Source organism: Roseovarius sp. BRH_c41 (genome assembly GCF_000961715.1).
In the GTDB taxonomy this organism is placed as follows: Bacteria; Pseudomonadota; Alphaproteobacteria; order Rhodobacterales; family Rhodobacteraceae; genus Roseovarius.
On sequence record NZ_LADY01000007.1, the window covers coordinates 68,327 to 92,384 of the forward strand.

The window sequence follows — 24,058 nt, forward strand, 5'->3', positions numbered from 1 at the left end:
CCCCGCAATCGCCGGAATCTTCGCCTGATACGCCCCGGCAAAGAGGTATGACGGGCCGAGACCTGCCGCGTGGCGGGCGCATTGGCTATCGCAATTGACCATGAAAAGGGTGCATCCATGTCAGAAGCAGCAGTTAGCAGCAGACGGTCCCGGGGTGGCGGTGGCGCCGCACGTCGCGCCGAACGCACCGCCGTCAGCGTTGAAACCGCGCGTTATATCGAACGCAACATCCCGAATTTCGAAGTTCTGACCGAAGAGGCGCTCGAGATCATCGAAGCCAACGCCGAGATTGTTCTTGAAGAAGTTGGGGTGAATTTCGTTCAGAACCCAGCGGCACTTGAGCGGTGGCGCAATGCGGGTGCGGACGTTCAAGGTGAGCGGGTGCGCATCCCGCGCGGCCTTGCGCGGCAACTTTGCGCCACGGCCCCGTCGCGGATCATCCAACATGCCCGCAATCCCGAACGTACGGTGGAAATCGGGGGCAAGTCCCTCGTTTTGGCTCCGGTCTATGGCCCTCCCTTCGTGCGCGACATGGAAGGCGGGCGCCGCTATGCCACGATGGAGGATTTCCGCAAATTCGTGAAGCTGGGCTATATGTCGAAATGGCTGCACCATTCCGGTGGCACAGTGTGTGAGCCGACCGACATTCCGGTGAACAAGCGCCATCTCGACATGCTGCTGGCGCATATGACCCTGTCGGACAAGCCCTTCATGGGGTCGGTGACAGAACCAAGCCGCGCGCAGGACAGTGTGGATATGTGCAACATCCTCTTTGGAGAGGAGTTCGTGCAGAACAACACAGTTATGACCTCGCTCATCAACGTCAACTCGCCGATGACGTTCGACGATGTCATGATGGGGTCGCTGGAAATCTACGCCGCCAACAATCAGGCCTGTATCCTCTCGCCCTTCATCGTCGGCGGCGCGATGGCGCCGGTATCGGTCGCGGGTACGCTGACGCAGGTTCTGGCCGAGGTCCTGGCGGGCATCGCCTATAGCCAGCTCGTGCGCCCCGGTGCGCCGATGATCTTTGGCGCGTTTGTCACCTCGATTGACATGAACTCGGGCGCGCCGACTTTTGGCACGCCGGAGGCCGCGCATATCACATATGGCGCGGGGCAATTGGCGCGGCGTCTGGGGCTGCCATTCCGGTCCTCTGGGTCGTTCAACGGTTCGAAGCTGCCGGATGCGCAAGCCGCATATGAGACGGCGAACAGCCTCAACGTGGGCCTCTTGGCCGGTGTCAATTTCATGCTGCATGCCTGCGGTTGGCTCGAAGGCGGGCTGGTGTCCTCCTTTGAAAAATTCGTCATGGACGCCGATCAGTTGGGCACCTTGCACCATCTGGCGCGCGGCGTGCAGATGGACGAAGAGGCACAAGCCATGGACGCAATCCGCGAAGTGGGTCCGGGGGGGCATTACCTCGGCTGCGCACACACGCAGGCGAATTTCAAATCCGCCTTCTGGCGGTCTGACCTGTTCGACTACAAGCCGTTCGAGACATGGTCGGATGAGGGCGAGCGCGATACAATGGTTCTGGCCAACGCGCGGGTCAAGAAGATGCTGGCTGACTATCAACAGCCTGAACTTGATCCGAGCATCGCCGAGGCGCTTGCGGTTTATGTCGCGAAGCGTAAGGCAGAGATGCCCGACGCCTTCGGCTAAGGCGATCGCTCTCGAAGACGTCAAAACGCGTCGCACTTCGGTTGCGGCGCGTTTTTGTTTGATAGGTCAACCAGCATGGGTGCAGTGCAAATCAACTGTGCCTCACCCATCATGGCGATCAGAATGTCGACATGCTGCAAGGGTGAATATCCGGTCGCATGGACTTTCCGATCGTGTTCCAGCCGCGCTTCGGTTTCGATCAGATGGGCAAGCGCCTGCGAACTGCGCGGCAGGACTCCGTTGCCGACATGTCGGCCTAGATGTGCCTCACGACGGTAGGCCGAGAGACCAATCCGCGCTGCGCGGATCAAGAGAGGTGGGCGGCGTAATGTTCTGAGTGTTCCAAGTACATCTTGCATGAGGGCCTCCTGGTATCGTGCGACTCCTTAGTTGCATGGGTCGGAGGCCCGTTGCGTCCAAGCTCGATACGCCGCACGCAGGTCATTGGATTTGTTTACGATTTGTCAACAAAGGTTACATTTCTGGAAACGATTAACGAACCGGTAATCTTTGCACGCCTAAGTTGTGGATAACTCTGTGGGTAAGTTGCTTGGCCGCTATCCGGTGCCGTATGGCCTAATTCTGGGGGACGACGATGCGCGAGGGTTATGCATTCAAATGCAATTTGCAGGAGATGCCGAGTTGGGTACCCGAAGCCGCGCTGCACTATTTGGCCCACACTGAAACAGGTACGCCCATTCGGGCGTTGGCGCGGCGGGCAGGGCGGCATGCCTCGACCGTGATGCGCCAGATACGTGCCTATGAAACACGGCGCGACGATCTGCTGGTTGACGAGGCGCTGAGGCGGCTTGGCCAACGCGTAATCCACGACAGGACGCCCGGTTCTCCCCCCAAGGAGGCCACGATGACATCCCAAACCATCCCGACGCCCTACGATACGCAAGAATTGACAGAACTACGTCTGAAATCAGAGGCTCGCCGTGTTCTGCGGCGCCTCTGTGAGACGGATGCGCTCTTGGCGGTTTCGGCCGAGATGGACAAGGCGGTCGTGGTCCGTGACTCAGGTAGTGATCAGCCGTCACGAACGGCCGTGGTTGACCGCGAAGTGGCCGAGGCCATGGCACTCAAAGGATGGATTTCCTGCGATAGGCCCGGCCGGATCTCGCGCTATAATGTGACCGCCATGGGACGTAGTGCGTTGAGCCTTATGCTGGCAGAAGCTGAGAACCACGCAAGTGGTCTTGGTGATGGGGCCATCGCACGTGTAGCTCACAGGATCCCGCAGGCCTATTCAGAGGCTTCGGGACGACGGGTGCGCTACGGCATTGTGGATTCGCCGCTGGTCGCCCTAGCGCGTCGCCGGGATAGGGACGGCAGCCGCTTTCTGTCCCCAGATTTGGTACGCGCTGGCGAGCGTCTGCGCGAAGATTTCGAATTGGCTCAGATGGTGCCCCGTGTCACGCAAAATTGGGATGTTTTCCTCAGCCACGTCGATCAGTCAGACCGTTCCCCTTTTCTGGGAGGATATGGGGCAGAAGCCGCGCGTGCGCGTGTCATGTCGGCCTTGCGCGAGTTGGGCCCGGGACTGGGTGATGTGGTGCTGCGGTGCTGCTGCTACATGGAAGGATTGGAGCGTGCAGAAAAGAGAATGGGTTGGTCGGCGCGCTCAGGAAAGATCGTGCTTCGCATCGCTCTGCAAAGGCTTAAGCGGCATTACGAGGGGTTGGGTGATGCCGGTGGCATGATCGGTTAAAGCATGCGAGCCTGCAGGCGGACGTTTGGACCGTTGAGGCCCGCCGGTTCCCTGCAGGCGGTGATATCAAACAAAGAGTTTGTATCCGGCGGCCTGCATTCCCTGGATTTTGATAATTCATCCTTGCAGAGTTTGCCGAAAGTAATAATTTTACACTATGAATGTAACGCTGCGACAGCTCGGTTACTTTAAGGCGCTTGCGGAGCAGCGTAATTTTGGGCGTGCGGCTGAGAGGGTCAATATCTCTCAACCTGCACTCTCGGTTCAGATCAAGGAGTTGGAGAGCACCTTGGGTCAGAAGCTCGTGGAACGGCGCGCGCGCGATGTTGTTCTGACCCCGTTTGGCCGTTTGATCCTCGCGCACGCTATACGGGTTCTTGACGAGATGCAGGGGTTGACCGAGGCCGCCCGTTGGCAAGGAGGCTTGGCAGGGCGGCTTTCGTTGGGAATCATCCCCACAATTGCGCCTTATATCCTTCCTGGTGTGCTTGAGGCGTTGCGCAGTCGCGACATCTCGCTGGATGTCCAAGTGCGCGAAGCGAAAACCGATCAGTTGATTGCTGATATCCAAAGCGGACAGTTGGATGCCGCGATCATGGCCAGGCCCGTGGCATCCGAAGGGTTGAGTGAACGGCTGCTTTTCGAAGATCGGTTTCTTCTGGCGGGGACGGCGGTGCGGCTTTCGGCCTTGGGGCAGGGGGTAGATGCGCTGCGACCCACGTCGTTGGCTCATAGTCCGCTTTTACTTCTTGAGGATGGTCATTGCCTGACCGATCAGGCGCTTGAAGTTTGTGGGCGCGGTCGCGGGCATGCCCAAATTGACATGGGTGCCTCATCCCTAGGCACCTTGTCGCGACTGGTGGCCGCAGGATTTGGGCTGACGCTCATGCCCGAGATTGCCGCAGCGACCGAAGTGCGCGCGGCTCCAGGGATATATTTGCGCAGATTTACCCCGCCCGAACCTGCACGCCAGATTGTTCTCGTCCGTCGCCATAGTACCCATGACGAGGTCTGGTTTGAGAAACTGGCCGAGGTGCTACAGGCTGTGGGGCAGAGCATGATAAGTCACGCGCGCGCGGATCAGCCGGAAAGGTCGGATATGTCAGATGCACGGCCTGCGCCAGAAACAGCGCAGGCCGACGTTACAGGGACACTCGCTAATCGCGATGGTCACTCGTTACCTTGATTACAGACGCCAAAATGCGGCGTTGCTTGACTGGCACTCTCCATCGCTATGACCTATACTAGACAAGCGTTACCAAACCATTCGCGGGGAAAAAAACGTGCGCGATCTCAAACTGCCCGACCAACGTCATCCTGAAAAGGCGCATCGCCCCGACAATGCTCAGCCGCGCAAGCCAGATTGGATCAGGGTCAAGGCGCCGACGAGTAAAGCCTATTTCGAAACGCACCGGATCATGCGTGAGCACAAGCTGGTGACTGTTTGCGAAGAGGCGGGATGCCCCAATGCCGGCGAGTGTTGGAGCCAAGGGCATGCGACCATGATGATTATGGGTGAGATTTGCACCCGCGGCTGCACCTTCTGCAATGTGGCGACCGGAAAACCGCAGACGCTTGACGCATTCGAGCCGGGACGGGTCGCTGACGCTGTTTCAAAGCTGGGCCTCAAACATGTCGTCATAACAAGCGTCGATCGTGACGATCTTGAAGATGGTGGAGCAGAGCATTTCGCACAAACGATCCGGGCAATTCGTCACCGGGCGCCCGGCACCACTATTGAAATTCTAACACCCGATTTTTTGCATTGTGCTGACAGTGTTCTGGAAACTGTGGTTGCAGCCAAGCCGGATGTGTTCAATCACAATCTGGAAACCGTGCCCGGCCTTTATCTTACGGTTCGTCCCGGTGCGCGCTATTTTCACTCGCTACGCCTGTTGCAGCGGGTCAAAGAAATGGACCCCACAATGTTCACCAAGTCCGGCATCATGGTGGGTCTCGGAGAGGATCGGCAGTCTGTGCATCAGGTGATGGACGATATGCGTGCCGCCGAGATTGATTTCTTGACCATTGGTCAATATCTACAACCGACACCCAAGCATCACGCGGTGGACCGCTTTGTGCATCCTGATGAGTTCGCAGCCTATGAGAAGGCCGCCTATGGGAAAGGGTTTCTCATGGTATCCGCCTCGCCGTTGACGAGGTCGAGCTATCATGCGGGTGACGATTTTGCCCGTTTGCAGGTCGCGCGAAACGCTAAATTCGCCTGAGAGGGCATTAATGCGATCTCGAAGCGCGTTTTTACTCGTTGAGGAGAGGAAGGCGCTGTGTCCTGAGACAGCGCTCGGGGTGTCTTCTTTATGTCGACGGAAAACACACATGTCCTGCGCAAGTGTTTAGTAGGCGCCAATCTGATGCCTAGCTTTTCATACGCTCTATCTCTGACCGATATTCAGCGACCCCAGGTGCGTAAGGGACCGCAATCCATATGCACAAAGTTGCTACCGGAATAGCGTCCGACTCCGCCAGCTCCGCAGGCGACGCCCGCGCGATAGATCTGGCTGACTGAGCGGCTTCCAAGCCGAAGGTCCGCAGCCTCGCCAACCATGTGGAGAGAATTCTTCGCAACCCCACCGGAACGGCTTCGCAACATGGCATTGGTTTGAGCGCTGCGATACCCGCTTAACAAGGTATAGGGTTCCGACGCGTCCAACAGATTGTGGCTCGCCGCCATGATGTCGATTGTGCGAATGTCAATGTTTCGCACTTGGTTTGTCCGCCAATCACGCATGAAGAGTGAAATTTCTCGCACTGCTTCCTTGAGATAATCGCCCTCGATCCAATAAATTGTATCGAGGCGTTCACCGGTTCTTGGAGATACCAGGCGGATGCGGCGAATATCACCAGCTCCGCGAAGGAACCCTGCAGCACTTGAGAACGTTGGTGCTGCTGCAACCGCCGTAGCGGCAAAAGCCATCAACACGCCACGGCGCGAGATGCCAGTTGAACTGAATTTTGTCATATTTTCAATCGCCTGTCCCGTAGCCTACCTGCGGCCGCTGTCCCGCGACCTTTTCGTATCATCCCCAGATGTGGGAGTTTATTGCACACTGGGAATCAATGACCAAGACTTGTTTTTACCGTTCAAAGAACCTTCAAGTGATTTCGGCGGGTTTTCGCGCATTATTTTTCCCCTGTGACTACATTGCGCAAACCCCGCTGTATTTTCGCCGCAGTCACGCGGTTGTTGTCAAAGGTGACATGGATTCCTTAGTAAAAAATTGAGAGCGCCATGATTTCCGGATTATAATTAAGAGTGAACGAAATCCGCGACCTAGGGGTAGAACTATGAATTTGGCGCTCAGCCGCTGGCGTGATGGACATTTGGTCGGGATCGCCTCTCTTGCATTTATGATTGTCTTCCTCATGGTTGCATCTACCGTGCCAGCCGCGGCGCAAGTAACCGCTTTTCGACAGGCTGTGGCAGAAGCGGCAGCCGAGGACCGCGACCTCGCTGCGTTCTATCAGAGCACTGAGTATCGGTCCGTTTGGATCGGCGAGGGCGAAGAAGATCGAACCCGCAGGCAGGCTCTCGTGCGTGCCCTGTCGCAGGCGGAGGTTCACGGACTGCCCGCCGTGCGGTATGATCTTGCCGGGTTGATGACGATGATGGCAGAGGCACGCTCGTTGCGGGATCTGGGCGCTGTCGAGGTCGCATTGAGCCGGACTTACCTGCAATATGCAAGGGATGTTCAGTCTGGAGTCCTGATACCGTCCCGCGTCGACAGCGATATTAAACGAGACATCGTTTATCGTGACGCCTCCACGCTGATGTCGCAGATCGTGTCAGGAGATGCTTTCAAGGTTATGCGGAGTTTCCCGCCGCATAGCAATGAATACGCGCGATTGCTCAAGGAAAAGCTACGACTTGAACGATTGATCGCCCAAGGAGGATGGGGGGGGGCCGTCCCCGCTGAAACGCTTCGTCCGGGAGACACCGGGCAATCCGTTGTTGCTCTGCGCAACCGTTTGATTGCGATGGGATATGTCACCCGCAGTGCATCACAGACCTACGACGCCCGTCTCCAACAGGCTGTGCAGGCATTTCAGACAGATCACGGGCTTGATGCAGATGGCGTTGCAGGGGGGGCCACTATGGCTGCTTTGAATACATCTGCGTCTGAACGTCTGAAATCCGTGATTGTCGCGATGGAGCGGGAGCGGTGGTTGACAGAAGATCGCGGAACGCGGCACATTCTTGTGAATCTCACTGACTTTAGCGCGCGCATTCTGGACAACGATCAGGTTACATTCGCGACTCGTGCGGTGATCGGCAAGAACGACGCTGGCCGACGCAGCCCGGAGTTCTCGGACGAGATGGAGCATATGGTGGTCAATCCGACTTGGCATGTTCCCTACTCGATTGCGGTCAACGAGTACCTTCCACAGATGCAACGCAATCCCGGAGCGGCATCACATCTCAAGCTGTATAATCGGAACGGTCGAGAGGTGAGCCGGGGGGCCGTCAATTTTGGCGCCTACAATGCGCGTAATTTTCCCTTTGCCATCAAGCAACCGCCATCCGAGCGAAACGCGCTTGGACTGGTAAAATTTATGTTTCCAAACAAATACAATATCTATCTGCACGATACGCCGCAGAAGGCATTGTTCGATCTCGAAAAGCGCGATTTCAGCCATGGTTGCATCCGTTTGCATCAACCTTTCGATTTTGCGTATGCGCTGTTGGCCAAGCAGGAAAGTGACCCTCAAGCTTATTTCAAGTCGGTGCTTGACACGCGGCGTGAAACATATGTCCAACTTGAGCAGCATGTGCCGGTTCATATCATTTATCGGACGGCGTTCACTCAGGCACAGGGTCGGCCACAGTATCGTGGTGACGTTTATGGGCGAGATGGTCGAATTTGGGACGCGCTTCAAAAAGCAGGGGTTTTGCTGGAGGCGGTTCAGGGCTAGTTAGCCTTTGATTGCGCGGGGTTCCACATGCTCTACAACGATGACGGGTGTGTTGTGCGTGTGGCCTTCCTCGGCGTGTCGTTAGTGTTCTAGGAAACAAGCAGCATGGAAGCAAAGCCGGCCTCTTAGGCGAAATCGGGTTCAGTGAAGGTGTCTTTGTTTTTGTCAGCTTGATCGCCGATAGTGCGGGCATCGAGTGGCGCTTTATTCCGACGGTTCGCGTCATGATGTTCGACGTGCGATAATGATGACCATGATTGTCGAGCGTTTCACGGGTTATGTTTGACTGAAAATATTGCTCGACAGTGTCCCGGATCATAAAAAACGGTTACAAAACCGACGCACAACTCCGACAACCGGCCCGATATAGGGCGACAGAATGAAAGACCTTGCCATGAGCAGCATTCAGGACCGAGTCATAGCAATTATCGCAGAACAGGCTGTGCTGGAACCTGAGGATGTGACCCTCGACAGCACCCCTGAGGATCTGGGGATCGATAGCCTTGGCTTGGTCGAGAGCATTTTTGCAATTGAAGAGGCGTTCGATATCTCCGTTCCCTTTAATGCCAACAATCCCTCGGAGAGCGACTTTGACATTTCCTCTGTCCGCACGATCATCGCGGGTATCGAGCGGCTGGTCGCGGAGCAATCGTGAAACGGGTTGTGATTACCGGTGCGGGCACGATCAACGCGCTTGGTGCAAATGTTGCATGCACGCTCGAGGCGATGCGAGAAGGGCGCTCTGGTATTTCTGATCTTGAGTTTCAGGATGTGGAGCGGCTCTCGATCCGTATCGGAGGGCAGGTCAAAAATTACGATCCAGAGGCGCAATTCAATCGCCAGCAATTGGCTCTCTTTGACCGTTTTACACAGTTCACGCTGATAGCCGCGCGTCAGGCGATGGCACAGTCCGGGTTGGAATTCTCGGGCGAATTGGCAGCAAAGGCTGGGGTCATTCTTGGCAATTCGGGTGGAGGCATGACCACACTCGATGAAAATTACCGCTCCGTTTATGAAGAGGGCAAGAACCGGGTGCATCCCTTTGTGGTGCCCAAATTGATGAACAACGCCGCCGCATCGCACCTGTCGATGGAGTTCAACCTCAAGGGGCCAACATTTACCGTCTCCACCGCTTGCGCCTCTTCCAATCATGCGATGGCGCAGGCGTTTCAGATGGTGCATGGCGGCATTACGCCCGTGATGATTACCGGCGGCTCCGAGTCGATGCTCTGCTTTGGCGGGGTCAAAGCGTGGGAAGGGTTGCGTGTGATGTCGCGCGACGCCTGTCGCCCGTTCTCGGCCAATCGAAATGGCATGGTGCAGGGCGAGGGGGCTGCGATTTTTGTCTTTGAAGAGTTGGAGCATGCACGCAAACGTGGTGCGCAAATCCTCGCGGAAGTGGCCGGTTTTGCAATGACTTCGGATGCATCCGATATCGTCATGCCCTCCAAGCAGGGGGCTGCGCGCGCGATAACTGGTGCGCTCAACGATGCGAGGGTCAACCGTGAAGAGGTCGGGTATATCAACGCACATGGGACTGGCACGGCTGCCAATGACAAAACCGAATGTGCTGCCGTTGCGGATGTCTTTGGCCATCATGCGGATCGGCTGATGATTTCGTCTACCAAGTCCATGCACGCCCACCTGATAGGCGGCACCGGTGCCGTAGAGCTATTGGCGTGTATCATGGCGCTGCGCGACGGGATCATCGCGCCTACTATTGGTTATGAAGAGCCGGACCCTGAATGCGCCCTTGATGTGGTGCCCAACGTGGCGCGAGAAGCGCGGGTTGACGTAGCGTTGAGCAACGCCTTCGCTTTCGGAGGTCTCAATGCTGTGCTGGCGCTGAAGCGGTTCAATTGAACCAATCCAAGCAAAACGCCGCCCAAACGGGCGGCGTTTTCTCAAGCACTATTAACGTAGATCAGTTCTGGAGTACGGATGCCTCGTCAAATGCAGCGGTAAAGCCTTTCAGTGAAGCTTCGATGCGGACCTTTTGATCCGGAGCCTGTGCCGGAACGATTTCGATGGTGACCTTGACGCCGCGTTTCATCGCATTGATGTCTTCTTGTGTCAGGCCAATACGCGCGAAACATCCTGCCATCGTGCAAAATGAATAGGCATAACTCTTGGCATTGCCTCCATCAACAGACAGCTTGATCTCCTCAGTCAGCAAAGTGCCCAGTGGTGCTGCAATAGTTGCTCCTGCGACAACGGGTGCACCCTCAGGTAATTTGTAAATGCTGAATTCTGCGACTGGATTGCCACCGCTCTCTTTCAACAACTGATACATCTGGCACAGGTCTTCTTGACCCTCCGCGCCAGTTCGGAAGCATTTTAACTGCCAGTCATCGTGTGTGGCTTTGATATACGCGGGGTCCTCTTGTACCGGGCGTCCAGTGTCGAGTCCAACACCTGAGCTATCGCTTTCCGCTTGGGCTGCGTCTGCCTCGGGATCGGGTGTTGGCTCGGTTTCCGCCGCCGTCTCGGGTGCGGGAGCGGGTTGTGTCGCCTCTTGTGCGCTGAGGGCACTCCCCATCGCCAGAAGCGCCATAATCGAAAGGCTGGTCAGAAGTTTAGGCATCGTTTCCCCATCTAGCTCTGAATCTCTGCTGTGCTCTAGCATGGCGTGCCGAAAGTGTCAGGATCAAAACGGAAAAATCACGACATGGCTAGCAGGTTTATGCCAGCCTAAGGATGCCTGATCAGGTGGACGTGCACGCGGAAAGCCCGTTGCGTCATCTGCTATCAGCAAAAAGAAAGAGGCCTTTCGGCCTCTTCCTGCGTTTCTCCCCGTCGGACTGGCCGACTTAGTTATTGAACAGGACGCTAGGACAGATGCGGTCACCCGTCAACAGGGAAGGTCGTAAAATGCGAAAAAAGGCCGCACCCGTAAGGCGCGGCCAGTCTGACAGGGAGGAAGTCACCCGCAACCAGAGGACAATTGGCTCCGGGCATGAATTCAGACTGGCATGGGAGGGTTAATTAAGTATGGTCAGCCCGTGATCCTTTCTGGACAGGGGGTGTGAGGGTGCAGACTTCGATATTCGTGGGCGGCGGTGGCGCGGATTATGCCGAGCCTCAGGAACTCTTGCTTAAATACGGCAATCGACATGGGCTTGTCGCGGGGGCCACGGGCACCGGTAAGACCGTGACGCTGCAAGTGTTGGCCGAAGGGTTCTCGGATGCGGGCGTGCCAGTGATCCTATCGGACATCAAGGGCGATGTGTCGGGCATGGCCGTGGCCGGTAGTCCTGACAGCAAGCTGCACGCGCCTTTTACGGAACGGGCGCAGAAAATCGGCTTTGACGGCTTTCGCTACGACACCTTTCCGGTGATTTTTTGGGACCTCTTCGGCGAGCAGGGCCACCCGGTGCGCACCACGCTGGCCGAAATGGGGCCGCTCTTGCTGTCACGCCTGATGGGTCTGTCTGAGGCGCAGGAGGGCGTGCTCAACATCGCCTTTCGTGTGGCCGATGAAGAGGGGCTGCCGCTCCTTGATCTCAAGGACCTGCAAGCGCTCCTGACATGGGTGGGCCAGAACAGCGGCGATCTATCGCTGCGCTATGGTAATGTCGGGGTTTCCTCGGTCGGGGCCATTCAGCGCGCGCTCTTGGTGCTGGAAAATCAGGGCGGCGCGCATTTTTTTGGCGAGCCTGCTCTGGCGCTCGAAGACCTGATGCGCGTGACACCGGAGGGGCGTGGCTATGTCAATATCCTCGCGGCCGACCGGCTTATCAATTCGCCGCGCCTCTATGCGACGTTTCTTTTGTGGCTCTTGAGCGAGCTCTTTGAATCGTTGCCCGAGGTGGGCGATGTCGAGAAGCCAAAGCTCGTGTTTTTCTTTGACGAGGCGCATCTGCTGTTTGAAGACGCACCGAAGGCGCTTGTGGATAAGGTCGAACAGGTGGCGCGGCTCATTCGGTCCAAGGGGGTTGGGGTCTATTTCATCACGCAGAACCCCGATGACGTGCCCGAGGATATTCTGGGCCAGCTTGGTAACCGGTTTCAGCATGCGCTGCGTGCGTTCACCGCGCGGGATCAAAAGGCGCTGAGCCGCGCCGCCGAGACCTATCGGCCCAATCCGCGCTTTGACACGGTCGAGGCGATCCGGGATGTGGGCGTGGGCGAGGCCGTGACCTCGATGTTGCAAAACAAAGGCGTGCCCGGCGTGGTGGAACGCACGCTCATTCGCCCGCCCGCGACACAGCTTGGGCCTTGCGGTGCCGCCACGCGCCGCGCGGTGATTGCGGCCTCACCCGTGGCGGGGAAATACGAGGCGGCGATTGATCGGCAGTCCGCCCATGAGATTCTGGCCGCCCGCGCCGAATCCGCCGCAAAAGAGGCCGAAGAGGCTGAGGCCAAGATTGTCGCAGAGGCAGCCGCCGAAGAGGCAGAAGCCGAGCGCGCGCGCGAATTCAAGGCAGCGCGGCGCTATTCGGCTGGTACCCCGACAAGTTCAAGTCGTCGTGCGCGGGAACCTGATGGCATCGGAGGTCAACTCGCCTCGGTCGTTATGAAGGAATTGACCGGCACCACAGGACGCCGCATCGTTCGCGGTATTCTCGGGGGGCTCTTTAAGGGGCGCTGAAGCGCCCCGTTTCAGGCTTTCGCCGCGCGCTGCAGCATCCCAAAGAGGTCGCGGGGGTCGTCCGGGTCGGCCAGAAGGTCCAACTCGAGGAAAAGATCGGTGCCTGCGATATGGTCGCGCACATAGCGCAGCGCGGAAAAATCCTCGATGGCAAAGCCTACGCTGTCGAAGAGCGTGATTTCGTTGGCGCGGGTGCGTCCCTTGGCGGTTCCGTTGATCACCTGCCACATCTCGGTTACGGGGTGGTCGTGGTCAAGTTGCTGGATCTCGCCCTCGATCCGGGTTTGTTCGGGATATTCGACAAAGATGGTTGAGCGGTGCAGCACGCCGGGGGCGAGTTCCGTCTTGCCCGGGCAGTCACCGCCGATGGCGTTGATATGCACGCCAGCCCCGACCATGTTATCGGTCAGAATGGTGGCATATTGTTTGTCCGCGGTACAGGTGGTGATGATCTGCGCGCCTTCCATGCTCTCCTCTGGGCTGGTGCAGCTGACAACCTCCAGCCCCAGACCGCGCAGGTTGCGAGCAGCCTTGGCCGTGGCAGCGGAGTCTATGTCATAGAGGCGCACGGATTTGAGCCCGCAGATCGCCTTCATCGCGAGCGTCTGGAATTCCGACTGGGCACCATTGCCGATCATCGCCATGGTGTCCGCGCCTTTGGGTGCCAGATACTTGGCCACCATCGCGGAAGTGGCCGCCGTGCGCAGGGCCGTGAGCACCGTCATTTCAGAGAGCAGCACCGGGTAACCATTGCCCACATTGGCCAAGAGGCCAAAGGCGGTGACGGTTTGCAGCCCTTCGCGGGTATTCTTGGGATGACCGTTCACATATTTGAAGCCATAAACCTCGCCATCCGAGGTGGGCATCAGCTCGATCACGCCTTCTTCGGAATGGCTGGCGATGCGCGGGGTTTTGTCGAAAAGCTCCCAACGGCGGAAATCGGCCTCGATATAGTCGGCCAGACCGCGCAACATCGGTTCGATCCCGATGTGATGCACCAGCTTCATCATGTTGTCGACAGAGACGAAAGGCACCAGAGCCTTGTGGGAGGGGGACAGCGTCATCTTTGGATCCTTAGCTATAGGCCTGGGTCGGGCGGTCGAACACGCGGCGACCAAGGGCCGAGGCCGCGAGATCAACCATCACCTGCGCAGTGCGCCCGCGCTCGTCGAGAAAGGGGTTGAGTTCTACGAGATCGAGCGAGGTCATGAGCCCGCTGTCGCAGATCATCTCCATTGTTAGATGCGCCTCGCGGATCGTGACACCGCCGGGCACCGTGGTACCCACGGCGGGGGCAAAGAGCGGGTCGATGAAATCGACATCAAGGCTGACATGCAGCGCGCCACCCACGCCTGCCACGCGGTCAAGAAAGGCGGCGAGCGGGCGGGAAATGCCCTCTTCGTCTATCACACGCATGTCGTGATAGCGGATGCGGCTGGCTTGAAGCGCCTCGCGCTCGGCCCGGTCGACGGAACGCAGGCCAAGGATGCAGATATTCTCCTCGGGCACGGGATTGGCAACCTCAGGAAAGCCATAGAACCCGTCGCGGCCAGTGACATAACCGAGCGGCGTACCGTGCAGGTTGCCCGAGGCTGTGGTCTGTGGCGTGTGAAAGTCGCTATGGGCATCGAGCCAGAGCACGAATTGCGGGCGTCCCGTGGCGGTGGCATGATTGGCCACGCCGGCCACAGACCCGAGCGAGAGGCTGTGATCCCCACCCAGAAAAATCGGCAGCCCCTCGTGCATCGCGTCCTCAGCCGTTTGCATCAAGGTTGCTGTCCAGCCGGCCGTTTCCGCAGGTGCATGCACATGCAGGGGCAGGGCGGGATCGACCGTAGCCGGGGCAGGGCAGAGATTGCCAAGGTCGCGCAAGCTATGCCCGAGATCACCAAGTGCCTCGGCCAGCCCTGCCGTGCGATAGGCATCAGGGCCCATCAGGCAGCCGCGCCGGTCCTTGCCGCTATCCACCGGGGCACCGATCAGAAGAATGGTTCGAGAGGTCATGGAATAGTCTCCAAGCTGCGGTGACTTTTAGTGTGCTGCCGAATTGAGTTGAACTGAAGGGTGATATTTGCACAAATAGGGGATATTTTGTACAAAGTGGATCTGGATAGTTTCGAAATGGATGATACTGATCACAGATTGATTTCTATATTGCGTCACGATGCACGCGCATCTCTGTCGGATCTGGCAATTGATCTTGGGATATCACGCACCACGGTGCGCGCGCGCATCGAGCGGTTACGTGCTAGCGGTGAAATTGTCGGGTTTTCGGTCGTGTTGAGGGGCGATGCTGGTCGCGATCCGGTACGTGGCCTCATGATGTTGGGGATCGAGGGGCGCGGTACGGATCGGATCATTCGTCAGCTCAACGGTTTGAGCGCAGTACGCGCAACCCATACGACGAATGGCAGATGGGATGTGATCGTCGAGATTGGCACTGTGACACTCGAGGAATTGGACAAAATTCTCGCGCAAATCCGACGGTTCGACGGGATTGCGCAATCCGAGACCAGCCTGTTGCTCAATACTTGGAAATCAGGGGGCTGACGACAACTCAGCGCGCGCGAAATGCCATGAGCCAAACCGCCGCAAGCCCGAGTGACGCCAGCATGTTCCAGCTTGCCATTGAGAGGCCAAGCATCTCCCACGGAACCTCGTCACAGCGCACAAGTGGCGCCGACATGATTTGATCGAACAGGTCGTCAGCGCTGATGCCGCTCGCGCCAGACGACGAGCAACTGGTTGGACCCTGCCACCAGCCGCGCTCGACGCCGGTGTGATAACTGCCGATTGCGGCGGTTGTGAGGGCCGCGGCAACGCCACCCGCGGCCATAAACCGCGGCAGAGCGACGAGTGCAAATACCCCAAAGCCGATTGCGATCACATGGGGCCATCGCTGCCAGATGCACAGTTTGCAAGGTGCCATCCCACCAAGATGCTGGAATCCGAGCGCGCCCAGCATGAGCGCGAGGGAACCTCCGGCAGCTATTAGTATGAGGTGTTTTTGAGAAAGGGGCATCACAGGAACCTCGTTGCGTAGAACCCGCCAAAGAGCAAAACCACAAAGACGATGGTCATCAATCCCAGGCGTCGTTCGATGAAATCCCGTATCGGAGCGCCATATTTCCAGAGAAGCGCTGCGACCAAGAAGAATCGGATACCGCGCGCAAGGATAGAGGTTGCGATGAACACCCCAAGTGGCATACCGGTCCAACCTGACATGATGGTGATCACCTTGTAGGGAAAGGGAGTGACCCCGGCCGTCAGCACAGCCCAAAAGCCAAAATTGTTAAACCGCTCACTGAAGGCCGTCATAGCGTCACCCTTCCCCAAGGCATCAAGAATGGGTTGACCGATTTCCTGAAAGGCGAATGCTCCGATGACGTATCCCAAGAGACCACCTAGAACTGAAGATACGAGTGCGACCGCCGCAATAAGCCATGCCCGGTTGGGGCGGGCCAGGACCATTGGGATCATGAGCACATCGGGTGGGATCGGAAATACCGAGCTTTCAACAAAGGAAACTGCTGCCAACGCCCATAGTGCATGCCGGTGTTCGGCCATGCGGATCGTCCAGTCATAGAGAGCACGGATCATTTTGGATCTCTTTGTTGATCTATCGCGACACATCATGCCCGCATGCCGGGGTCAAGGGCCGAGAGGATTAAGCCACAGATTCCGGCGAAAATGCTGTTTCGCCACTGGACGAGGCCTGCGGGCTTCGCTAATTACCGCATCGGGCCCAAGTGGCGGAACGGTAGACGCAGCGGATTCAAAATCCGCCGCCTTTACGGGTGTGTGGGTTCGAATCCCACCTTGGGCACCATCCGCATTCCTACAGTTAGACAATCGGGTGCTTTCCATTGCGCTGTTCGATGCGTCACGGTGTGAATTCAAATGTATCGGCGCGGGCGTGGCTCCAGTATTTTTCGAAGGCTGGGTGGTTCACGCGACCGGAGAGCAATTCCCCCGGCTCCAACCAGAGATATTGGCTCGCCGCAGACCGAACCTCTCGGCTATTAACACGGATCATGAGGTGATCTGGGGTAAAGTCCTGCGGTCTGCGCAGGCCTGAGGATTCCACAGCTTCTTTAAGTGCGAAGAGTGTGTTGCGGTGAAAATTGGCGACACGCTGGTGCTTTTCTGCGACCACGAGGGCGCGATAGCGGCTTGGATCTTGTGACGTCACGCCGGTGGGGCATTTCCCAGAATGACAGACTTGGGCCTGAATGCAGCCGACGGCAAACATGAACCCACGTGCCATGTTGCAGCTATCGGCCCCCAAGGCGAACATGCGACACATGTCAAAGGCGCTGATGATCTTGCCTGAGACAATGAGACGGATGCGGTCGCGCAGGCCCATCCCTACCAGTGTATTATGGACTAGCATCAAACCCTCGCGGATGGGCGCTCCCTTGTGATCCGCGAACTCGACCGGTGCTGCCCCGGTGCCACCTTCTGCCCCGTCGATCGTAATGAAATCAGGAGTAATTCCCGTAGCGTGGAAGGCTTTGACCATGGCAAAGACTTCCCATGGGTGACCAACGCACAGTTTAAGTCCAACAGGTTTGCCGCCTGAGAGGATGCGCAGTCGGGCGATGAAATTGCAGAGCCCATCGGGCGTGGAGAACTCGGAATGCGCCGCCGGGCTGATGCAATCTTGACCAATCCGGACACCACGCGCTTCTGCGATGGCCTCTGTTACCTTGGCTCCTGGCAGGATGCCACCGTGGCCCGGCTTTGCACCTTGGCTAAGCTTTATCTCGATCATCCTGACTTGATCCTCGGCAGCAGCCATCGAGAACATGTCTGGGTCGAAGCCACCTCCTGAGGTGCGACATCCGAAGTAACCCGAACCGATCTGCCAAATCAAATCTCCGCCATGCTTTCGGTGAAACCTCGAAATCGAGCCTTCGCCTGTCGTATGTGCAAATCCACCAAGCTTTGCGCCCCAGTTCAGAGCCTCAATTGCGGTGGGTGATAGGGCACCATAAGACATGCCGGATATGTTGAGCGGAGAGCTCTTATAAGGCCGCGCGCAGTCCGGACCTCCAATCCGCAATCGAAACTCTCCATCACCCAGATGCGTCGGAACCATAGAGTGGTTGATCCATTCATGCCCGACGGCGTTCACATTGCGCAGAGTTCCAAACGGGCGCAGCCCCTCGATCCCTTTGGAACGTCGATAGACCAGAGCGCGCTGTTCGCGCGAAAATGGGGTCTCTTCGTGGTCGCTCTCGAGGAAATACTGCCGGATCTCAGGGCGAAAATGTTCAAAGAGAAACCTGAGCCGTGCCGATATTGGGTAGTTCTTGAGCACGGCGCGTTTGGTTTGAAAGAGGTCATAAAGACCGACCGTGGCAGCCAGACATGCAACGCCACCGAGCAGACCGCCCCAGACGGGGAAGTGGAGGGCCAGTGCAATCCCACATGGGATGAGTAGGATGCTGAGACAGAGAGGTATGTAACGCATTTTATCCGTTCCCCATCGTACCGATCCTCAGGCCACAAAAGCACCTACTGTACGTGCAAGGTGTTTTAGGACGCAATCATGGCTATTGAGTGAATGTGCTCAGATATTCGTCCTCAGTAATCTCGTTCAAAGAACACACCAATCCCTGTGGAGCCATCGTTCGACGTCCCTCCCTTGACCGTAAGATTGTCGGTCAGGTCGAGATTAAGATTAATTCGCTGCTTTCCTTCGCTGTCCGCGGTAACTTCAGTATAGACTTTGTCCGAGATATAGGCACCCGCACTTACTTCTGTTCCACCATCATCGGTCTGCGACACATCAAGATCTGACAGACCGACGGCATTCCGCAATTTACCGACGACATCACCGCCGCTCCGACCTGAGAGGGTGGCCACCGCAGAGGCCATCTGAGCCGCTTGGAATGGCGATATGCTGTCGAGGCCGCGCCCGAAGATCAGGCGAGAGACAACTTCTTCTTGCGGTAGATCCGGATCAGAGATGAAGCGAACTTCTGGCGCACTTGCCAAACCTTCAATGATCACCTGAACGGTAACGTCATCAGTTTCGGTTTCTCCTACAAAACGGAGATACGGGTCAAGCGAGCCTTGCAAGGTGACGCGTCCTTGGGTCATGGTCAACCGCTGGCCCAGAATGTCGAGCCGTCCGCGGATCAATTCAAAGAACCCATCCGGTGCGACGGCCTCGGTTGTTCCAGCTAGGCGCAGTTGGCCGCCCAATTCAGCATCCAGCCCGCGACCGCGCACAAATATCCGATTGGGAGCGTTGATTGAGAGGTCGAGGAGATAGGGTCGTGCGCGGCCCGTGCCCGGAGCCTTTATAAGGCCGGCGCGTTCTCTGGTCGCGCGGACATCTACGGGTTCGTTCACGTGCTTCAATTCTGGAAGGGACACAGATGCGGGACCGAGGCCCGAGGGAATACGGATATTGGTTTCACCTAATGTCAGGGTGCCTCCAATCCGGGCACCTCCGGTCAGCGGGCCATTCACCGCCACGTTGCCATTGACGGATGTCGTGTAAATTGCCTGATCGCTGAGCACGAGATCGGTCAAACCAACTTGCAGATCGCCAGCATAGCCCGGTGTCAATGCAATCGGACCTGTGATCCGGACTTGCCCACCATCCCGCATGCGAGCGGTGAAATCAGTTTGCATGCGGCGCTCACCGAGCGTCGCTGTCCCGCTGATGTCCTCTACGGCAAGACCCGTGCCGGGAAGGGCAATCCGTGTTCCAGACGTGGTAATGCGGCCAGACACCGCCTCTAGTGAGGGAGCGCCGTCTATCCGAAGGTCGTAGCTGGCACTTCCCTGAAGCGCATTTGGTTGAATGAAACTATTTGCAAGCGCGAGAGGTAGGGAACCATTAGCGGCGATATCAACGGATGCCGCATGATCGACGATATCGCCGGAGACTTGTGCCGTTGTGCCTCCGGGACCGGTGGCGGACAACGTGAGAGAAATTCGTTGTGCCAGATCGCCAATCAGCCTAGCGCTTCCGTTTGCCGATACGGGGCCGGAAAACTCTGGGGCAAAAAGCCCAAGGTTGGCGAGGCGCGCGGTGAACTCAACCGGCGCGTCGGGACTGTTTGATCCAGCCGATAGAGAGACTTGTGGAGTTTCGAAGTCCAAATTGCTGATCTCGATCCTGTCGGGGCGTCGGGCGGCGTCTGCGGTGAGGGTCAATCGCCCGGCAATGAGCTTGTCGAGTTCGGCAATGCCGGTCGCCAGGTTTTGCCCGTTCATCGCGGCTTTAAGAGCCACGTCCTGAGCACTGTCCTTGGCTGAGCCCTCGAGCGTCAGGTCAAGCTGTCCGCGCAGGGTCTGACCCGCGAGGGCATTGAAACGCGCCAGATCCTCGATTTCCGCCCTGAGCTTTCCCCTTACGGGCAGCCCTGGTGTCTCTGGCGAGAGGGCTGCATCGGCGCGCAGGCGCGCCCCCATCAACTGTGCGTCAAGCCCGTTCAAGGTTATGTCGCCGCCGGCCTGCCATGACACGTTGCTGCTGAGTTCTGCGGGGCCAGAGAGGCGAGGATCAGAGAGAGAAAGATCTGAGAGCCGCGCGGCAAGGCTGAGCGCGCCGCTTTCACTGCTAAGGCGCCCCGAAGCCGTGGTCCGAATGGTGTCATTGTCAATCTGGAACCGGCTGAGATCGGTGCCTGCCGTATCTCGGCGGGCCGCCAAGGAAAGCGTTGCTGGGTTGGCGATCAACGGATCAACCTGCGGTAGTCCAAAGGCGAGGCCGTCAGTTTCGGCGTCGAGTGTGATGTCAAAATCTCCGCCCAGCAGGCTCCCTGAGCCAGCAATCGTCGCGCGCGCCGCACCAGCAATGTCTTGACCTGCAAGCGCTGCAAACCGCGACAGGTTCGGAGCTTCGAGAGTCACCGTGCCCGACACTGGAAATCCTGCGGCTAACTCCGCTATTTGTCCGTTGCCCGTGAGCTGTGCTGCGCCTGCGTCGAGACGCAGTCCAAGCAACTTGAGCGGGCCACCTTCGGTAAAGTCGAGCGACGCAAGCCCCGACAGCACTGTTCCCGCCGCCTCAGCGAGGGCAGCGTCCTCTAGCCTCAGGCCTGATAAATCAAACTCGGTCAGTGCAGTAACGCCGCGCGGTGCGGTCCGTCGCAATACGCCGCGGCCAGAGAGATTGGCGCTTGTGATGCCGATTTCTGGCCTCTCGAATCCAGTCATGCCGACCTTGGCCCGCCAACGGTCGCCGCGCGCGGCATTAAACCGCGCCTCAATCGTCGCGCTTGTAACATGCGTGGCGGGACCGGTGATCGGCAGGCGGACCGGGGCGCCTTCATTGTCCAACTCGCCGTTGAGGGCAAACCGTACAGGCCATCCGGCTGCGTCAAGCGAGAGTGAGCCATCGAGTTTGATCTGTGCCGCAGAAAGGTTGAATTCTTCGATGTCAAGATTTCCACCGCTCTGCTGCTGACCCTCTACTGAAAGTTGGCTGTTCGTGCCAAAGAACGGACGATACTCGGCGGCAAAGAGCGGCGTCAAATCGCCCCGCAGCTTTGCTGAAAATGCCCGGATGGGCGTCTCGGATGTGTCCACATTACGAAGGGTCACCTGACCAGTCAGGCGTGGCTCATTGTCAGATGCCAAGCGAATGTCTGCAACGTAATCGCTCAGAGGGGCCGTGCCGTTGATCTCTAATGACAACGCGGGCCGATCAGGCAGTTGCAGCAAAGTTGCTGCAATGCCGCCCTCGTCCTCTTCGAGAGATAGGTCTAAAGCTAGAACTTCGGTCTCGTTCACAAAACTCGCGTCTAATTGAACAGCACCGCGCCCGTCCAAGCGCGTCACGTCGATCTCAGCCGCGCCTTCGCCGCCTCCGAGCGACAGTCTTCCCAAGAGTTGAAGGTCAATCTCTTCACCGAGGATGGGCGAACCAAGTGTGAGTGTTTCGGCGCTGATCTCTCCTATGTTGACCGAGACTGGCAGGTCAGGAAGTTGAAACGGCTTGGCCTCGGCCATCTCGGGCGAGAGTTCCTCTTCGGCCTGTGGTAGCCGGGCCAGCACAATTTCACGCGCGGTCAGACGATTGATCTCTACCCTACCTCGCAAGAGGGCCGAACGTGTCCAGTCAAGTGTGACTTCATTCAAGGTGATCCAGATGCCGTCTTTGTCGGCGATGGTTAGTTCGTCCACTGTAGCCTGTGATGAGAGCGCCCCGGAAAATCCGATGATCCGTACATCACGACCGGCGCCCGAGAGGTTGTCCTCTAGCAGGGCTTGTAGATAGCCCCGGTCCTGTTCAGGCGTCTGCGCCAAGAGTGGCAGCGCAAGACAGGCGAGTGCAATCGAGAGGATGGAGATAAGGCGTGCCATCAGAAGGCCTGTCCGATGCCGATGTAGATCTCAAAATCTTCACCGACATTGTCGCCAAGAGGCGTGCCTATGTCCACACGAATTGGGCCGACAGGAGTGAAGTAGCGTGCGCCAAAGCCCGCGCCGCTGTGCCAACGCCCACGTCCGGTGCCGAGCGCATCTTGTCCGATAAATCCCGTATCAGCAAAGGCCACGGCCTGAATTTTATCGTTGATGTTAGCGCGCAATTCGCCTGAGAAACCAGCAAACGCACGGCCGCCCACGGTGACGCTGGGTGCGATATCAACACCGAGCGACTGATAACTCTGACCACGCACGGTGCCTGCACCGCCCGAGTAAAAGAGCATGTCAGCCGGGATTTCATCAACGGTTGCACCCGCGATCGATCCGATCTGCGCCCGTCCTGCTAGGACAAAGCGATCGTCAGGACCAAAGCTGCGATAATGTCGTCCATCCGCATAAATTCGCGCGCCGTCGCCACTCTCTTGATCAAGACCGATAAACGGGGTCAGCGTCACTTCGAGGAAAATCCCGGATGTTGTGTTCAACGGATCGTTGCGCCGATCCCATGTGATGCTGCCTGGAAACAGCAAGTGTTGCAGTTTGCGCGTTCCCAAATCGTCACTTATGTCGGAATAACGGTAGGCGATGCCGAGCTCGCCGCTCAGTTCATCCGAAAAGATGTGGCTCAGACCGCCGCCGATTTCTATCTTTGCCTCGCGATAGTCAGGCTCATCATTTCCTTCGGCGCGAGCTTCTAGGAAAAGACCTGTGTCGGGGGTGAATGTTGCGGGTCGGTCGTAACGCACGCCAAGCCGGTAATCCTCGCCGCCAGAGTCACCGCCAATACCGCCGATCAAACCATCGATCCGCAACCTCTCGGCCCCGCCCCAAAGGTTTCGGTGCAACCAGAAGCCAGATAATGTAAGACCTTCCAATGACGCCAACTCTGCGCCCGCGCCGATGCGGCGACGTTCGGCGTCGGTCACACGCGTTGTGATGTCGAGTGTTCCATCCGTATTAGGACTCTCGGCTTCGGTCATCACTACAGAACGAAAAGCCCCTGACCGACGTAGGCGTGTGGCAGCCTCTTCCAGATCCTCGGGTGAAAATACTCGGCCAGTGGGAAGGCCTGCGATGGCCCGAATACGTGATGGGCGAACGCGGCTTGGGTCGCCTTCGTTTGAGATTTCGAGCGTCCCAAATCTTAGACGCGGACCCGGATCAAGAGCGATGTCAGCGGTTAGCGTCGAGACCGCGTGGTCAGCAATAACAGTTTGATCGGCAACAAGCGCCTTGGCATGACCTGAGGCACGCCACGCGGCAATCCCCGTTCGTGTCGCCTCTCCGACCAACTCGCCCTTGGCCGGATTGCCCGTCGCAAACCCTTCTGGCAGCTTCGTATCCGGTGGGAGTGGGGCCACCCGAGCCGTTGAGAAAGTGAAGGCCGTCCCGCGGTCAACGCTGATATCGATTTGCGCGATCTCGGTTGGGGCCCGCAGGGGTGGTATACTCGCTGCTTCCTGTCCATTCACCCGGATGCGGATCACCCCGCCGTAATAGCCTTCAGCATAAAGGACGCCAATCAATCGCCCGTAATCTGCCTGGGCTGCGGCCAAGAGATCTTGCGCCGTCGCCTCTTGTTGAGCGGCAGTGGTCATAACAAGCGATGCACTGCGCAGCTTCTCCGAGAATGACTTGGGGGCGTTGGGTGTGGAGAATGACACATCTGTTGCATGAGCGAACAAAGGCATGAGCCCTACGCAAAGGGCCGTTATTCCTAACAGTCTTGAATGGGACTTCATCACTCGAGATGCACTCCGCTA

The 24,058-nt window shown here is 57.8% G+C and carries 19 protein-coding genes and 1 tRNA gene; 10 read left to right on the forward strand and 10 right to left on the reverse strand.

Annotated features, from left to right (window positions below; genetic code table 11):
* Window positions 1-117: 117 nt before the first annotated feature.
* Entirely contained in the window at window positions 118-1,665 is a 1,548-nt protein-coding gene (locus tag VR71_RS02400) for a trimethylamine methyltransferase family protein (RefSeq protein WP_009818546.1), read from the forward strand.
* Between the two features lie 20 nt (window positions 1,666-1,685).
* Here the strand turns inward: VR71_RS02400 and VR71_RS02405 are convergent, their stop codons facing one another.
* Window positions 1,686-2,024 carry a DUF6477 family protein gene (locus VR71_RS02405; protein ID WP_045680867.1) on the reverse strand — a complete coding sequence of 113 codons (339 nt, stop codon included), beginning with the start codon at window positions 2,022-2,024 and terminating at the stop codon, window positions 1,686-1,688.
* Between the two features lie 275 nt (window positions 2,025-2,299).
* Between VR71_RS02405 and VR71_RS02410 the strand changes: the two genes are divergently transcribed.
* From VR71_RS02410 to lipA, 3 genes are all read left to right on the forward strand, one after another.
* Complete coding sequence (locus tag VR71_RS02410) at window positions 2,300-3,379, forward strand: DUF6456 domain-containing protein (RefSeq protein ID WP_296429753.1); 1,080 nt, start codon at window positions 2,300-2,302, stop codon at window positions 3,377-3,379.
* Window positions 3,380-3,536: 157 nt separating this feature from the next.
* The gene (locus VR71_RS02415) at window positions 3,537-4,565 is read left to right on the forward strand and encodes a hydrogen peroxide-inducible genes activator (RefSeq protein ID WP_045680871.1); all 1,029 of its coding nucleotides are present in this window, start codon (window positions 3,537-3,539) and stop codon (window positions 4,563-4,565) included.
* A 97-nt stretch (window positions 4,566-4,662) separates the two neighbouring features.
* Entirely contained in the window at window positions 4,663-5,607 is a 945-nt protein-coding gene (gene lipA, locus VR71_RS02420; protein WP_009818551.1) for a lipoyl synthase, read from the forward strand.
* A 182-nt stretch (window positions 5,608-5,789) separates the two neighbouring features.
* On the opposite strand, the gene VR71_RS02425 is transcribed toward lipA, so the two are convergent.
* Window positions 5,790-6,359: a DUF882 domain-containing protein gene (locus VR71_RS02425; protein WP_045680873.1), complete on the reverse strand. Its 570-nt coding sequence runs from the start codon at window positions 6,357-6,359 to the stop codon at window positions 5,790-5,792.
* Between the two features lie 326 nt (window positions 6,360-6,685).
* Here VR71_RS02425 and VR71_RS02430 point away from each other — a divergent pair, with 326 nt between their 5' ends.
* The 3 genes from VR71_RS02430 (at window position 6,686) to VR71_RS02440 (ending at window position 10,174) form a co-directional block, all read left to right on the forward strand.
* Window positions 6,686-8,311 carry a L,D-transpeptidase family protein gene (locus VR71_RS02430; RefSeq protein WP_296429756.1) on the forward strand — a complete coding sequence of 542 codons (1,626 nt, stop codon included), beginning with the start codon at window positions 6,686-6,688 and terminating at the stop codon, window positions 8,309-8,311.
* A gap of 394 nt (window positions 8,312-8,705) precedes the next feature.
* Window positions 8,706-8,966, forward strand: coding sequence for an acyl carrier protein (locus VR71_RS02435; RefSeq protein ID WP_040651529.1), 261 nt, complete (start codon window positions 8,706-8,708; stop codon window positions 8,964-8,966).
* A complete protein-coding gene (locus VR71_RS02440) occupies window positions 8,963-10,174 on the forward strand; it encodes a beta-ketoacyl synthase (protein WP_009818555.1) in 1,212 nt (403 codons plus the stop codon). Before VR71_RS02435 ends, VR71_RS02440 begins: the two co-directional genes overlap by 4 nt.
* Before the next feature lie 61 nt (window positions 10,175-10,235).
* Here the strand turns inward: VR71_RS02440 and VR71_RS02445 are convergent, their stop codons facing one another.
* On the reverse strand, window positions 10,236-10,895 hold the full coding sequence (locus tag VR71_RS02445; RefSeq protein ID WP_045680875.1) for an invasion associated locus B family protein: 660 nt from the start codon (window positions 10,893-10,895) through the stop codon (window positions 10,236-10,238).
* A 447-nt stretch (window positions 10,896-11,342) separates the two neighbouring features.
* On the opposite strand from VR71_RS02445, the gene VR71_RS02450 reads away from it, so the two are divergent.
* Window positions 11,343-12,902: a helicase HerA-like domain-containing protein gene (locus VR71_RS02450; protein ID WP_045680877.1), complete on the forward strand. Its 1,560-nt coding sequence runs from the start codon at window positions 11,343-11,345 to the stop codon at window positions 12,900-12,902.
* 11 nt (window positions 12,903-12,913) lie between these two features.
* On the opposite strand, the gene VR71_RS02455 is transcribed toward VR71_RS02450, so the two are convergent.
* Both VR71_RS02455 and rocF read right to left on the reverse strand, forming a co-directional pair.
* Complete coding sequence (locus tag VR71_RS02455) at window positions 12,914-13,966, reverse strand: ornithine cyclodeaminase (RefSeq protein WP_009818558.1); 1,053 nt, start codon at window positions 13,964-13,966, stop codon at window positions 12,914-12,916.
* Between the two features lie 10 nt (window positions 13,967-13,976).
* Complete coding sequence (gene rocF, locus VR71_RS02460; protein ID WP_009818559.1) at window positions 13,977-14,906, reverse strand: arginase; 930 nt, start codon at window positions 14,904-14,906, stop codon at window positions 13,977-13,979.
* Window positions 14,907-15,023: 117 nt separating this feature from the next.
* Between rocF and VR71_RS02465 the strand changes: the two genes are divergently transcribed.
* Window positions 15,024-15,452, forward strand: a complete 429-nt coding sequence (locus tag VR71_RS02465) for an Lrp/AsnC family transcriptional regulator (protein ID WP_009818560.1) — start codon at window positions 15,024-15,026, stop codon at window positions 15,450-15,452.
* A 7-nt stretch (window positions 15,453-15,459) separates the two neighbouring features.
* Here the strand turns inward: VR71_RS02465 and VR71_RS02470 are convergent, their stop codons facing one another.
* Together VR71_RS02470 and VR71_RS02475 are read right to left on the reverse strand one after the other, a co-directional pair.
* Window positions 15,460-15,924, reverse strand: a complete 465-nt coding sequence (locus VR71_RS02470) for a disulfide bond formation protein B (RefSeq protein WP_040650616.1) — start codon at window positions 15,922-15,924, stop codon at window positions 15,460-15,462.
* The gene (locus tag VR71_RS02475; protein WP_009818562.1) at window positions 15,924-16,502 is read right to left on the reverse strand and encodes a YqaA family protein; all 579 of its coding nucleotides are present in this window, start codon (window positions 16,500-16,502) and stop codon (window positions 15,924-15,926) included. The genes VR71_RS02470 and VR71_RS02475 overlap by 1 nt, the downstream gene beginning before the upstream one ends.
* Window positions 16,503-16,645: 143 nt before the next feature.
* On the opposite strand from VR71_RS02475, the gene VR71_RS02480 reads away from it, so the two are divergent.
* Window positions 16,646-16,731: transfer RNA gene (locus VR71_RS02480), tRNA-Leu, on the forward strand.
* Between the two features lie 54 nt (window positions 16,732-16,785).
* On the opposite strand, the gene VR71_RS02485 is transcribed toward VR71_RS02480, so the two are convergent.
* From VR71_RS02485 to VR71_RS02495, 3 genes are all read right to left on the reverse strand, one after another.
* Entirely contained in the window at window positions 16,786-18,378 is a 1,593-nt protein-coding gene (locus VR71_RS02485; protein WP_045680879.1) for an FMN-binding glutamate synthase family protein, read from the reverse strand.
* A gap of 113 nt (window positions 18,379-18,491) precedes the next feature.
* The gene (locus VR71_RS02490; protein WP_045680881.1) at window positions 18,492-22,232 is read right to left on the reverse strand and encodes a translocation/assembly module TamB domain-containing protein; all 3,741 of its coding nucleotides are present in this window, start codon (window positions 22,230-22,232) and stop codon (window positions 18,492-18,494) included.
* On the reverse strand, window positions 22,232-24,037 hold the full coding sequence (locus VR71_RS02495; protein ID WP_296429796.1) for an autotransporter assembly complex family protein: 1,806 nt from the start codon (window positions 24,035-24,037) through the stop codon (window positions 22,232-22,234). Before VR71_RS02495 ends, VR71_RS02490 begins: the two co-directional genes overlap by 1 nt.
* Between the last annotated feature and the right edge of the window lie 21 nt (window positions 24,038-24,058).

Coding starts and splice junctions, on each gene's coding strand:
- rocF (WP_009818559.1), bottom strand. CDS start 14,906: ATGACCTCTCGAACCATTCTTCTGATCGGTGCCCCGGTGGATAGCGGC.
- VR71_RS02455 (WP_009818558.1), bottom strand. CDS start 13,966: ATGACGCTGTCCCCCTCCCACAAGGCTCTGGTGCCTTTCGTCTCTGTC.
- VR71_RS02410 (WP_296429753.1), top strand. CDS start 2,300: ATGCCGAGTTGGGTACCCGAAGCCGCGCTGCACTATTTGGCCCACACT.
- VR71_RS02430 (WP_296429756.1), top strand. CDS start 6,686: ATGAATTTGGCGCTCAGCCGCTGGCGTGATGGACATTTGGTCGGGATC.
- VR71_RS02400 (WP_009818546.1), top strand. CDS start 118: ATGTCAGAAGCAGCAGTTAGCAGCAGACGGTCCCGGGGTGGCGGTGGC.
- VR71_RS02465 (WP_009818560.1), top strand. CDS start 15,024: ATGGATGATACTGATCACAGATTGATTTCTATATTGCGTCACGATGCA.
- VR71_RS02435 (WP_040651529.1), top strand. CDS start 8,706: ATGAGCAGCATTCAGGACCGAGTCATAGCAATTATCGCAGAACAGGCT.
- VR71_RS02490 (WP_045680881.1), bottom strand. CDS start 22,232: ATGGCACGCCTTATCTCCATCCTCTCGATTGCACTCGCCTGTCTTGCG.
- VR71_RS02445 (WP_045680875.1), bottom strand. CDS start 10,895: ATGCCTAAACTTCTGACCAGCCTTTCGATTATGGCGCTTCTGGCGATG.
- VR71_RS02415 (WP_045680871.1), top strand. CDS start 3,537: ATGAATGTAACGCTGCGACAGCTCGGTTACTTTAAGGCGCTTGCGGAG.
- VR71_RS02485 (WP_045680879.1), bottom strand. CDS start 18,378: ATGCGTTACATACCTCTCTGTCTCAGCATCCTACTCATCCCATGTGGG.
- VR71_RS02495 (WP_296429796.1), bottom strand. CDS start 24,037: ATGAAGTCCCATTCAAGACTGTTAGGAATAACGGCCCTTTGCGTAGGG.
- VR71_RS02470 (WP_040650616.1), bottom strand. CDS start 15,924: ATGCCCCTTTCTCAAAAACACCTCATACTAATAGCTGCCGGAGGTTCC.
- VR71_RS02405 (WP_045680867.1), bottom strand. CDS start 2,024: ATGCAAGATGTACTTGGAACACTCAGAACATTACGCCGCCCACCTCTC.
- VR71_RS02475 (WP_009818562.1), bottom strand. CDS start 16,502: ATGATCCGTGCTCTCTATGACTGGACGATCCGCATGGCCGAACACCGG.
- VR71_RS02425 (WP_045680873.1), bottom strand. CDS start 6,359: ATGACAAAATTCAGTTCAACTGGCATCTCGCGCCGTGGCGTGTTGATG.